The organism is Halomonas sp. 707B3 (genome assembly GCF_024158645.1).
GTDB classification, from domain to species: Bacteria; Pseudomonadota; Gammaproteobacteria; order Pseudomonadales; family Halomonadaceae; genus Vreelandella; species Vreelandella lionensis.
The window spans coordinates 1-12,123 of record NZ_JAMZBE010000109.1; the positions used below are offsets into that span (position 1 = coordinate 1).

A 12,123-nucleotide genomic window follows, 5' to 3' on the forward strand; every position below is an offset into this window, starting at 1 on the left:
CGCCTTTACCTTCAACATTGATAGCCTGGCGATGTTCCGCGTGACCGATGATGCCGAGCGTGAAGCTCAGCACACGCTGGCGCGCTTGGTGTTAGAGCCCACCTTCCAGGAAGCCTTCAACCTAGCCAAAGGCTCCATTCCCGCGCGTCCTGACCTGGATATGAGCGAGTTCGACAGCTGCGCCCAGCAGTCGATGGCTGATTTCCAACGTACCGCTGAAGAGGAGGGGTTAGTGCCCAGCATGGCCCACGGTATGGCCGTTCGTGCCGACGTTCAGGGGGCTATCTTTGACGTCGTGACCAACTACTTCAACGACGCCGATATGCCCGCCGAAGAGGCTGCCCAGCGACTGGTCAGCGCCGCAGAAGCCGCCTCGTTTTAAGCGCGGCACTGTTGGCAATAGCGCAAGCACGCGCTGAACGTACGTAACCAGCGCCGCCGCAACGGCGGCGCTAGCGGTTGACTGGTGAGGAATTCCCCATGAGCGAAACCCCAACGCGCACCGCGTTGCGGCCAACGGCCTCTGGTCGGCTGCAGGCCTGGCTGCCAAGGCTAGTGCTGGCACCCTCGGTGGCGGTGTCTCTGTTTTTTGTTTACGGCTTTATGCTGTGGACCTTTGTTCTATCACTCACCAGCTCGCGCATGCTGCCCAGCTACGATTTTGTCGGGTTTGGCCAGTATGCGCGGCTGATGGCTAACGAGCGCTGGTGGGTGGCCTCTACCAACCTGATGATCTTTGGCACGCTGTTTATCGTGATCTGCTTAGTGCTGGGTGCGCTGCTGGCGATGCTGTTGGATCAAAAGATTCGTCAGGAGGGCGCGCTACGCACGGTGTATCTCTACCCCATGGCGCTGTCGTTCATCGTCACGGGGGTCGTGTGGAAGTGGCTGCTGAACCCGCAGCTAGGCATTCAGGCCATGGTGCGCAGCTGGGGTTTCGAGTCGTTTGAGTTCGACTGGATCGTTGACCCGGATATGGCGGTGTATACCTTGGTGATCGCCGCCGTTTGGCAGGCCTCTGGCTTCGTAATGGCGCTCTTTCTCGCCGGTCTGCGCGGTATCGACGATAGCATTATCAAAGCTGCCCAGCTTGATGGCGCGAGCCTGCCGCGCATCTACTGGCGGGTGGTCATGCCCTGCCTCCGCCCGGTGGTATTCAGCGCGGTGATGATTCTCGCCCACATTGCGATCAAGAGTTTTGACTTGGTAGTGGCACTTACCGGCGGCGGGCCGGGTTATGCAACGGACCTGCCCGCCACCTTTATGTACACCCACGCCTTTAACCGCGCGCAAATCGGCCTGGGCTCTGCCAGTGCCATGCTGATGCTCGGCGGTGTGCTGGCCATCCTGATTCCTTACCTCTACTCCGAACTAAGGAGCCGCAAACATGGCTAATGTGATTCGTCGCCAAACGCCTGCGGCCAAGTTGTGGCGGGGCGTGCTGTACGCGGTGCTGGTCATCGCCGCGCTGTTCTACGTGCTGCCGCTGGTGGTCATGCTGATGACCTCCATTAAACCACTGAGCGAAATCAGCGCCGGTACGCTGCTGTCGTTACCGCAAAACCCAACGCTGGCCCCCTGGACAAAAGCCTGGGGCGAAGCCTGCACCGGCATGCGCTGCGAAGGCGTGGGCGGTTATTTCTGGAACTCCTTTGCTATCGTCATTCCTGCGGTGCTGATCTCCACCGCCGTAGGAGCGCTGAACGGCTACGCCCTGACCAAATGGCGCTTCAAAGGCTCCGAGCTGGTGTTTGCGCTGATGCTGTTTGGCTGCTTTATTCCGTTTCAGGTCGTACTGCTGCCCATGGCGCAAACCCTGGGCTGGCTGGGGCTTTCCAGCTCGCGGGCGGGGCTGATCCTGGTGCACGTGGTGTTTGGTATCGCCTTTACCACGCTATTTTTCCGCAACTTCTACGTGGGCATTCCCAACGAGCTGGTGTCGGCGGCCAAGCTGGATGGTGCCGGGTTCTTCCGTATTTTCTGGCGCATCCTGCTGCCGGTGTCCGCCCCTATCATCGTGGTCTCGGTGATTTGGCAGTTCACCCAAATCTGGAACGACTTCCTATTCGGCGTGGCGTTCTCGGCACACGACACCCAGCCGGTTACCGTGGCGCTCAATAATTTGGTGAACACCTCCACCGGCGTGCGCGAATACAACGTCGATATGGCCGCCGCCATGATTGCCGCGCTGCCCACCCTGGTGGTGTACGTGCTGGCGGGTAAATACTTCGTACGTGGGCTGACGGCAGGCTCCGTAAAGGGCTAATAACAACTAGGTGCATGGCAGTCGCAGGTAGAGGTCAGCATCTCCCCGTAGCGGGGGGGCTTTCGCCAAGGCCGGAAAATGTTCCTGACAATTCCGGCATTCCCGCCATCCATGGCGGTCAGACGGCGAAAGTAGCGCCCAGGGAAGGGTTTACAGCGCCCCCGCCAAGGGGTGATCTGACCGGTGCCAATGCGTGTCTTGCCAGCTCCCTTAGAACAGGATTTTGATAATGGCAGCGTTAGAGATTCACAACGTACGCAAAGAGTTTGGCAGCGAGCGGGTGCTGAAAGATGTCAGCATCTCCATCGATTCCGGCGAGTTTTTGATTCTGGTGGGGCCATCCGGCTGTGGTAAATCCACGCTGATGAACGCCATCGCAGGCCTTGAGCCGGTCACCAGCGGCAATATCTATATCGACGGTGAAGACGTCACCTGGCGCACCCCCGCCGAGCGCGATATTGCCATGGTGTTCCAGTCCTACGCCCTGTACCCCAGAATGACCGTGCGCCAAAACATCAGCTTCGGCCTAGAGATGCGCAAAGTGCCCAAGGCCGAGCGGGAAGCCGCCGTGGAGCGGGTGGCCGATCTGCTGCAAATCTCCCACCTGTTAGAACGCAAGCCCGCCCAGCTCTCCGGCGGCCAGCGCCAGCGGGTGGCCATGGGCCGCGCCCTAGCGCGGGAGCCTAAGGTCTATCTGTTCGACGAGCCGCTCTCGAACCTGGACGCCAAGCTGCGCGTAGATATGCGCACCGAGATCAAAAAGCTCCACCAGCGTTTAGGCACCACCATCGTCTACGTTACCCACGACCAAGTAGAAGCCATGACTTTGGCAGACTGCATCGCGGTGATGCGTGATGGCCATATTCTGCAGTTAGGCAGCCCTGATGAAGTCTATAACAACCCGGTGGATATGTTCGTAGCAGGCTTTATGGGCTCACCGTCGATGAACTTCATCCGCGCTACGCTGGAAGCCGACGGCGATGGCTATGCACTGCGCATTGCCACCCCCGATGAAGTCGATCTACTGCTGCCGTGGCCAACGGCCCGCCATACGGCAGGGCTGGTGGAGCAGCTCGACAAGCCGGTGATTCTCGGCCTGCGGCCTGAACATTTCAGCGAAGAGGATGTGCGGCTCAGCGAGCAGGCCGAAGGCACGCTGCTGGAAGCCAAGGTGAGCGTGGTGGAGCCGACCGGTGCCGATATTCTGCTGCGCCTGCCGCTGGGCGAGCAGGAGATTACCGCGCGGGTTGGGCCGAAGTGTGAGGTGTCGCCCGGTGAGCGCTTGGCGCTGAGGGTCGATATGTCCCGGGCGGTGCTGTTCGATGCTGAAACCGAGCAGCGGCTGGCTTGAGCCGCTGGGTGAGCGGTATTAATCGCTGTTGCGTGCGGCGGGGGCGGGCTCTTTATCAAGCCGCTTGATCTGCCGCCAGAGGTCTTGGCGAAGATCGGCTAGTTTGGGCTGCTCTTCTGGTGTAAACGCCACCGGGCGGCACAGTCGCTGAGCGCGCATACCGAGGCGGGCGCTCAGCAGCCCCGTTGCTAAGCCTTGGCCGGCTCTTGCCGAAAGGCGGCCTGCCAAGTCCAGCGAGAGCATGTCCATGCTGGCATCGGTAGCCAGTTCGCTGGCGCCTGCAAACGCCATGTTATGCAGCACGTGGCGAAATAGCCGCAGGCGGCTGGCGTAGCCAAGTTCCAGGCCGTACAGGCGGCTTAGCCTATCCACCATGGCAAGGCTGCGCCACGCCACCAGTGCCATATCCACCAGGGTTAGCGGGGAAACCGCCACCATGATGGCGGTTTCCCCCGACATGCGCGTAATCAACCGCTGAGCTTCCCGATCACGGGGGGCTAGCAGGTGGTAGCGCAGCAGGGTTTGAATCTCTTCACCGCTATGGTGCGGTTGGCACGCTCGCTGAAAGGCCAGCCAGTGCGGGTCGTCGTTGCTCAGTGCAAGCTGCTGTTTTAATTGAACGGCCATCGCCTGGGCTTGTTTGCTGGAGCGCTGGGGAAGCTCAGCTAGGTTGGCCCGTAGCTGATCGTGCCGCTTTAAGCGCCGCAAACGGCCCAGCTCCTTGAGAAGCGATACGCCGCCCAAGCCAATCAGGCTAATCCCAAACAGCTGCCATGCCATCGCCATCCACTGGGACTGGGACAGCGCATCAGGAATTCCGGTTGCCAGCTCTACCGTGCCGAGTGTGGCACCGCCTGCCAAGGCAAACATCAGCCCCCAGCGGCGTTTGCGGGGCGCGCCAAGGGTCTCTTCCGGCAGCGCTTTTAGCTCGGCTTGGGTCGCCAGCGGTTGGTGTGATTCAGTCGCCGCAAAGCGTTCATGCTGGCGCAGGGTTTCCTGGGTAGGCTCGGGCGGCGCTTCGGTGTGGAAGTCGCGGCGAGGCTGAGGGTTGCTCATGTCAGTTTGTCTCCAATCAGCCAGTCAATCGCGGCGTCCATACGGATGTGGGGCAGTGCCTCGCTATCGGCGGGCACCGGGCGGAAACTGGGGAAATCAAACCCTTGCTGCTGCCAAAAATCGGCTTTGGGCAGGCGGCTGGGCACATCGCCGGGGTACACCAGCACGTCTTCACCTTCTAACGTGGTGCCTTTCAGCGCTGGCGTTCGCTTGCCATCATGAAGCACTTCGCGGGCCTCGGTGGCGCGAATGGCCGCCAGCGACAGCGCTTTCACCGGGATATCGGCAAAGCGTAAGTCTTTCAATGGCTCCGCCAGCAGCGCTTCTAACAGCTGCACCACGTGGGTGTGCTGGTCGGGCGTCACGTGGTCCGCTTTGGTAGCGGCAATAGCGAGGCGGTCAATTTTAGGAGCGAACAGGCGGGTCAGCAGGCTGCGCTTGCCGTAATCAAAGCTCTTCATCAGCTGTTGTAGCGCGCGGGAAAGATCCTCGAAACGCTCCGGCCCGGCGTTGAGCGCGCCCAGCACGTCCACCAGTACAATCTGGCGGTCAAAGCGGCGGAAGTGGTCGCGGTAGAAGGGGCGCACCACCTGCTGCTGATAGTAGCGAAAACGCGCCGCCAGGGTGGCGTAGAGGCTCGATTCGGGCAGGGTGTCGAGGGTTTCTTTGGGAGTATCTAATCCGGGCAGCGGGAAGAACTGCAGCACCGGTGCGCCATCCAGCTCGCCGGGCAGCAAAAAACGCCCTGGCTGCAGGTCAGAAAAGCCCGCCTGCTTGGCGCGACGCAGGCCCAATGCGTAGGCCTCGGCCAGCGTGGCGAGCTGTGCTTCATCGGCTTCTGCCGTAGGGTCTAGCTGCTCTGCCTCGGCCAGCCATTCGCTAAACAGTGCCCGGCGGTGTGGGCCTTCGTGCTGGGCTTGGCTCTGGCTCCAGCTATAGAAGTCGTGCTGCAGCAGCGGCAAATCCAGCAGCCATTCGCCGGGGTAATCGAACAGATCCAGCGTCAAGTGAGCGATATCCGGCGTGAACCAGCCCTGCTGGGCAGGGCGGTAGCGCAGCTGTAAACGCAGCTCGCTAATGCCGCGGGTGGGCTCGGGCCAGCGCGGCGGTACGTCTCTCAGCGATGCCATGCCAGGGTCATAGGGGAAGCGTGGTACGCCTAAGTCCGGCTGATTTAAACGCTGCGCGCCTAGCAGTCGGCCTTCACGGGCAACCGGTAACAGGTCTAACTGTGCTTCTACGCCTGCATGGCGTAGTTGGTTCACCAGCGAGGTTAAAAACGCCGTTTTACCCGCTTGCGAAAGGCCTGTCACCGCCAGCCGCAGCTGCCGGTCTCGGCTTCGCTCTAACATGTTGCTCAATTCGCGGCTTAACGGCTGGCGCATCCTGTCGCTTCCTTCATCGGGTGGGGCATCTTGGCGAGTTGGTCGAGCGTTAGCGCTGCCACATCAAGACAAGCTGGGAGAGCATGGGCAGGGTCGCAATGATAAAACCGACGACCGCGAGGCTATAGCCGGGCCAGCGGCGCTGCATTTTTTGCGCAAGCGTTAAGCCAACCAAGCACACCACCATGCCGATCAGGTTAAAGGCAAGCGTGGCTGCTTCCAGCCATTGCTGTGGATCCATCGTCTCTCCTTTGGGGGGATATCCATGGCCTGATCATAGCAAATCCTTGATGAACCGATCATTAACCGCGGCTTATTGTCGTCCCTAGCAGGTGCTGCGCCCCGGGTACCAACCAAACCGGATCAAGTCGAGTATTGGCGGCCTCGACGCATAAAAAGTGTTTGGCGGCGTCGGCGGGCGTGTCGCTGGGCAGATCGCTATCCGGGTGCCAGACCACCGTTGAGTCGCTGGACTGCTTGCCGATGCGCAGCGTGCGCTGACCGTCGTTGAGCAGCACCGCTTCATTGGTATGATAAATACGGTCGACTGGGCCACGAATCGCCAGCGTGCCCTGTTGCTCAGATTCAGCAAAGTCACGCAGCTTATCCAAATAGCGTGCACCCGCGAGGCCTTCTAAGCGGCATTGATGCACCTCATTAACGGCCAGGTAGGTATGCAGTGCGCCGCTAGTTTTGATCGGAGCATCGCCAATGTTTTCGCTGATGATCTCAACGTTTAGCCGCTGGGCGTTGGCTTGAATGACCACGCGGGCGGTGAGCTGGCTATGTAGGCGCTCTTCCGGCGAGAGGTGCACTTCGATGCCTTCGGCGTGGTCGTCAACGGCGTCCAGGCGCCACATGGCGTGGCGGGCAAGCCCGTGGAAGGGGCCGGTACGCTCAGGGCTCTCATCGGCGTAGCGCTCGTCGGCAAACCAGGGCCAGCAGAGCGGAATGCCGCCACGGATCGCGCCCGGCAGCGCCTGCGGCGTTGGCGTCACCCATAGCCAGTCGGTGTCATCGGCGGGCTGAAAGTGCAGTACCTGCGCGCCCTGCAGGCTGATCGCCATTTCCCCCCAGACCATGTTGAAGAGCGCGACGTCACGCCCCTCCCAGGTGACCCGTTGATGACCATCAACGTGGCTAAGTAGCTGTTTAAGGGAGTCGGGAATCATAAGAGGATCCTTGTGGGAAAAGGCAACAAATGGGCAGAACAGTAGCGCCGTGTGCTATGGTAGGACAAGCATAGGTGGAAGGATAGGTTGAAGGTAAAACCCCAAGCTGAGTGAAACCAAGGAGGTTGTATGAGCTTTATAGCATGGTTAATTATTGGTGGTTTAGCTGGCTGGATTGCTGGCAACATCATGCGTGGCGGTGGTTTTGGTATTTTAGGCAACATCGGCGTGGGTGTGGTTGGCGCGCTCGTCGGGGGCTTCTTATTTAGTTTGCTGGGTTTACAGGCGGGTGGCTTTATCGGCTCGCTGGTCACGGCAACCGTGGGGGCGGTGGTCTTGCTATGGGTCATTAGTAAAGTCAAAAGCGCTTAGCGCACGCTGCTCTTTGCGGTAATCGCTGCCCGGCCTTTGTGCCGGGCAGCGCTGTTTTGTGCGGCTGCTATCGGTCTTAGCCGCAGATTCCGTTACACTATGCCGCTTTTGGCGGCCTCGTTGGGCTGCTCTGGTTGGTTATGGCTTTCATTGATCGCTTTCTGTTTCTTCGAGGTGTCTTTTGGTCGACGCACTAAATGCCTGGTGGGCTCAACAGCTGGTGCTGTGTGATTGGGCTTTTACACCGCACCCACTGGCGGTGGATGCGGTCGCGGCGGAGCAACGCCTGCTAGAACTGGGTATTACAGATCGTGGCGCGTTGGCAGACCAGCTGTTTTTTGCACTCGGCGCACCGTCAGGCAGCGCCGATCAGCTGTTGGGCGCGCTGGAGTGGGCAGCACTCGCCGGGGCGGCGGGTTGGCTAAGCCAGGCTCAGGCGACGAACTGGGCACACCACTTAACACGGCGCATCACTTCTGACTACAGCGATCAGCGAGGGTGGCTGTCGGATCTACGTCGCGCGCTGGGGGCCAAAGGTTGGGAAACTGGCGCAGATGACCGTTTTATCGACGCCTGCCAAGCGCTGGCGGATCTAGAGAGTGAAGGTGAAGGTATCACATGGCAAACCCTGGATACTGAGCTAGCGCAACGCCCTGCACCGGCTTCGCTATGGCCGCAAGCCCCAGAAGCTCAGCCTTGGCGGTTGGGCGCGCTGTTTCGCCCAGTGGTGAGCTACCCGGCTAGCGCCGCCGACTGGCCCGATGCCAGCGAGTGGTTAGGGCACATCTGGCAAGTGTATGACCGCGAGCAGCTATTAGAAGTGATGCTATGGCTAAGTGCCCAGGGTGAGCGCCAGCGCTGGGATATTGAAGCCCGCGAACTGCTGACCATGGATCGTGCCCAGCGCCAAGAGTGGCAGCGGGGTGCGGTGAACGATGCTCCCTACGCGCCCGTGCTCACTGCGTTCGTCAATCAGGGCGAGCCGTTGGAGTGGGCCGCCTGGGATTGGCTGCGGTTAGTAGAGCTCGCCTGGGCTGGTGCTTGCTGCGGCTGGCTAAGCCAGGCGGAAGCGGACGACCTAGCGGCCCATGCGGCTGACCTCGTGGGTCGTCGTTACCACGACTGGCACGCAGTACTGAAAGCCTACATGCGCGGGCAAAGCCTGTTCGAGGGCGTTGATCGCCGGGGGATGACACCCAGCGCCCGCCACAAGCTGTTAATGCACGCTGCCCATAGCCCCTGGAAGCACTCGCTGGGTGCGTTACTGGACGAGCCGACTCGCCAAGCCTCGCGTACGCGTATCAAAGCGTGGCGCAACACGCCGCACCATTGGCTGCTCGCCCTGGCTGGCGTACGCGAGCCGGATGTCATGCTGCGTCAGCTCAATCCCTCGGCCCCGATTGCCGAGCAGCGCCGCGCTGATGCCGCTGTCTACCTACAGGATTCACTTGGCCTGCATGCGGATGAAGGCCATCAAGTGCTGGCGCGCTATTGGCTACCCGCCCAGGCCCACCACCTCAACCAGCTAGCGGCGGATGCCGTTCACGGCGTGCTGCCTCCGTCGCAAACGCGCTTTGGCCAGCCGACCCCTGATGAGCTAAAACAGCGCAATGCGGTGAAAGGGGTGAGCCGCCACGCCGCCACGATTCACATGGCCGAGAAGTTTGCCTTCTACCTGCACATGGCCCTCGATAGCGGCCTATTCGAGCGCGAACCGCTCATGCAGCACGCCAGCGCCCTACGGAGCTGCCTATGCCGTTTTTATGCGACTCCCAAGCGTCTGCTAGAAGCCTGGTTTGCCTGGGAGAGCTGCCTGCCGGAGCCGGAGCACGATTCGCTGATTAACGAGATTGCTTGGCACCTGGAAGACCCAGGCAGCTTGTTCCACTGGTTGGATTGGCGGCCGGATGCCTGGTGCGAGCCTGGCGAACGGCCCACTCTGAGCCATTTTACGGCGATGTCGTTGGTGGGGCCGCTGAACAGTGCGGTGTGGAGCGAGCCGCAGTTGGAAAGCCTTCGTGAGTGCGCCGATATTCGCGAATGGGTAGAGAGCCACTACCACCTCACCAGCGCCGACGATATGCAGGAGTTTTTAACCTTCATGCTGGAGTCGGGTGACCGCCAGGAGTACCAGATCAACTACGCGCCCTACACGCTGAATCCGGAGCGGTTGGCGTCCGAAATCGCCATTTTGGAATCCGGCGACTGCGGCGAAGAAGAGCGCCACCACCTGCTACGCCTGCGCCGTGTCAGTACCAACGAAGATGGCTGTAACGATGTCGACATGGCCGCCTGGGACATTGCCCAGCTCGTGGATCTCGCTATTGCGGCACGGCAGCTAGGCTGGCTCGACAAGCAGGCGTTTGCTGAGGTGCTCGACCGCGCCTACCAATTAGCGGCGGATCACTACTCCGGTTGGCAGGAGTATGCGGCTGGCATGTACGCAGGCTTCTCGTTTTTTATGGGCGAAACCCCCGAGCGTGAGAGCTTTTTAGCGGGCTTCCGGCAGGCGCTGGTGGCGTGGCTATGCGGAGCGCCGGTGCTGGCAGGCCCCTGGGCAAGCCTTGATTTTCCGGGCAATAAGCCGCGCCATTTTGCGCCGCTGCATATTGATACGCTGCCGGGTGATCAACGGATTCTACATTAGACTCGCCAAGCATAGGACAACTGGCTTATAGTCCAGGGTTTATAAAAATGAGTTTTCTCATGCTTGGGTCTTTTCCATTTTTCATTCTGTCACGAGGTTAATCGCATGGTTGCGTCGCCACACCCCGCTGTGACCGCTGTCCGTGTTGTAAGTGTTTGTGTCGTCGTTGCTCTGTTAGCTGGCTGTGCAGGCTCCGCCTCACGTCAGGGCATGGAAGCCCCTGAGGATTATTTCTCGATGTCGCTTCCGGGCATGGAGGGTGCTACTCCTCAAATGTCGCCCGTTGATCCTATCAGTGCTCACCTGCGTAACCTGCAGACGCCCCCGCCAACGGTCGTTCGCCAAGCGCTGTTAGAGCAGCATCAGCGGTGGGCCGGAACGCCTTATCGGATTGGAGGGACGACGGATCGAGGGATCGACTGCTCTGCCCTGGTAAGAAACGTTTTCCGCGATACCTTTGACGTTGAGTTACCCCGTACTACCTATGATCAAGTGCATGAGGGACGCCCGATCGACCGCCAAGAGCTGCAGGCGGGCGATCTGGTCTTCTTCCGCCCCCCTGGACGCTACAATCACGTGGGCATTTACGTCGGCAATGGCTATTTCCTCCATGCTTCCACATCCAAGGGCGTGATTATTTCACGTTTAGATAATAGCTATTGGCAGCGCTACTACTGGCAATCGCGTCGTGCGCTAGAGCCGACGAATCTGGCCCAGCTCAGCAGTCGTTATACGCCGTAAGTGTCGGCCGTGCGCGTCGGTCAACATTGGAAAGGACATGATTGAAGCAAAAACGCGCGCCTGGTGGCGCGCGACGGCGGCCCTATGTTTAGGGTCGTTTTTGGTGTTTATTAACCTGTATGTGCCGCAACCGCTATTGCCGGGCCTGAAAGAGGCTTACGGGGTTTCCACCTTAGGCGTCAGCCTGCTGATGTCGGTATCTACGCTCTCTTTGGCCTTGGCGCTTCTGGTGTTTGGGCCGCTCTCCGATGCCATTGGCCGCGAAGGGATTATGCGTATCACGCTGCTCCTGGCGGGTGGTTTGTCGCTCGCTTTAGCTTTTGCGCCTACCTTCGAGAGTTTATTGTTTCTGCGCTTGCTGCAAGGCTTCGTGCTCGGCGGCTTGCCCGCCGTAGCGATTGCCTGGATGGGGGACGAGTTCGATAAAACCGCCTTGCTGAGTGCCGTGGGGCTTTATATTGGGGCCAATTCGTTAGGCGGTATTAGCGGGCGTATTGTTGGGGGCGGGGCGGCGGCCATCGGTGGGCCTAGCGCTGCGTTTCTCGCGGTGGGTGCCATGACCGTGGTGGGCTGTATCATTTTTTGGCGGCTACTGCCCAATAGCCAAGCCTTTACGCCTAAGCGCTTTCAATTACGCCAAGCGGTGGGGGACCTGCTCGGCCATTTACGCTCGCCGGTGCTGCTCGCTGCCTACTTCCTTGGCGGCATTAACTTTCTGATTTTTATTAACCAGTACAGCTATATTACTTTCCGTTTGGCGGATGCGCCGTATCAACTGGCGGCCAGTGGCCTGGGGCTGATCTTTCTCACCTACCTGGGTGGCACCTTTGGCTCGACAGTGTCGGGCAAGTTGGCGGGGCGCTTTTCCCCCGCCAGCTGCATAAGTGCGGGCATTGTGATTCTCATGTTAGGCACCGCCATCACGCTGGCGGACTCGCTGGCGCTCATCATCCTCGGCTTAACCATTAACGCCTTCGGCTTCTTTATGGCGCACTCATTGGCGTCTAGCTGGGTGGGGCGCTATGCCCAAGGGGCACGGGGCAGCGCCTCGGCGCTCTACCTAGTGTTTTACTACCTCGGTGCCAGCATTGGCGGTTTTTGGCTGGAGCCTTTCTGGCGCTGGACGCAGTGGC

Annotated in this window: 11 protein-coding genes and 1 pseudogene; 8 read left to right on the forward strand and 4 right to left on the reverse strand. The window is 60.2% G+C overall.

The features are described 5' to 3' along the window. From BIS10_RS13535 to BIS10_RS13550, 4 genes and pseudogenes are all read left to right on the forward strand, one after another. A pseudogene (locus BIS10_RS13535) lies at window positions 1-382 on the forward strand (sugar ABC transporter substrate-binding protein); the annotation flags it as partial. Window positions 383-480: 98 nt separating this feature from the next. Then, window positions 481-1,395, forward strand: coding sequence for a carbohydrate ABC transporter permease (locus tag BIS10_RS13540; RefSeq protein WP_253505931.1), 915 nt, complete (start codon window positions 481-483; stop codon window positions 1,393-1,395). Beyond that, a complete protein-coding gene (locus BIS10_RS13545; protein ID WP_253017051.1) occupies window positions 1,388-2,266 on the forward strand; it encodes a carbohydrate ABC transporter permease in 879 nt (292 codons plus the stop codon). The genes BIS10_RS13540 and BIS10_RS13545 overlap by 8 nt, the downstream gene beginning before the upstream one ends. A 229-nt stretch (window positions 2,267-2,495) precedes the next feature. Continuing rightward, window positions 2,496-3,617: an ABC transporter ATP-binding protein gene (locus BIS10_RS13550; protein ID WP_253505934.1), complete on the forward strand. Its 1,122-nt coding sequence runs from the start codon at window positions 2,496-2,498 to the stop codon at window positions 3,615-3,617. 18 nt (window positions 3,618-3,635) lie between these two features. Here BIS10_RS13550 and BIS10_RS13555 read toward each other — a convergent pair whose 3' ends face one another. From BIS10_RS13555 to BIS10_RS13570, 4 genes are all read right to left on the reverse strand, one after another. After that, window positions 3,636-4,673, reverse strand: coding sequence for a YcjF family protein (locus tag BIS10_RS13555; RefSeq protein WP_083026611.1), 1,038 nt, complete (start codon window positions 4,671-4,673; stop codon window positions 3,636-3,638). Continuing rightward, entirely contained in the window at window positions 4,670-6,058 is a 1,389-nt protein-coding gene (locus BIS10_RS13560; RefSeq protein ID WP_083026609.1) for a YcjX family protein, read from the reverse strand. The genes BIS10_RS13555 and BIS10_RS13560 overlap by 4 nt, the downstream gene beginning before the upstream one ends. 49 nt (window positions 6,059-6,107) lie before the next feature. Then, window positions 6,108-6,299 (reverse strand): hypothetical protein, encoded by a 192-nt coding sequence (locus BIS10_RS13565; RefSeq protein ID WP_058576924.1) that lies wholly within the window; start codon window positions 6,297-6,299, stop codon window positions 6,108-6,110. Between the two features lie 61 nt (window positions 6,300-6,360). Then, window positions 6,361-7,230, reverse strand: a complete 870-nt coding sequence (locus tag BIS10_RS13570) for a D-hexose-6-phosphate mutarotase (RefSeq protein WP_083026608.1) — start codon at window positions 7,228-7,230, stop codon at window positions 6,361-6,363. A 129-nt stretch (window positions 7,231-7,359) separates the two neighbouring features. Here BIS10_RS13570 and BIS10_RS13575 point away from each other — a divergent pair, with 129 nt between their 5' ends. From BIS10_RS13575 to BIS10_RS13590, 4 genes are all read left to right on the forward strand, one after another. Continuing rightward, a complete protein-coding gene (locus BIS10_RS13575; RefSeq protein ID WP_253505936.1) occupies window positions 7,360-7,602 on the forward strand; it encodes a GlsB/YeaQ/YmgE family stress response membrane protein in 243 nt (80 codons plus the stop codon). A gap of 181 nt (window positions 7,603-7,783) precedes the next feature. Further along, the gene (locus BIS10_RS13580; RefSeq protein ID WP_253505939.1) at window positions 7,784-10,249 is read left to right on the forward strand and encodes a YbeU/YbeR family protein; all 2,466 of its coding nucleotides are present in this window, start codon (window positions 7,784-7,786) and stop codon (window positions 10,247-10,249) included. A gap of 105 nt (window positions 10,250-10,354) precedes the next feature. Beyond that, window positions 10,355-10,990 carry a C40 family peptidase gene (locus BIS10_RS13585; protein WP_253505940.1) on the forward strand — a complete coding sequence of 212 codons (636 nt, stop codon included), beginning with the start codon at window positions 10,355-10,357 and terminating at the stop codon, window positions 10,988-10,990. Between the two features lie 37 nt (window positions 10,991-11,027). Next, a partial coding sequence (locus BIS10_RS13590) for an MFS transporter (protein WP_253505943.1) occupies window positions 11,028-12,123 on the forward strand: 1,096 nt, incomplete at its 3' end.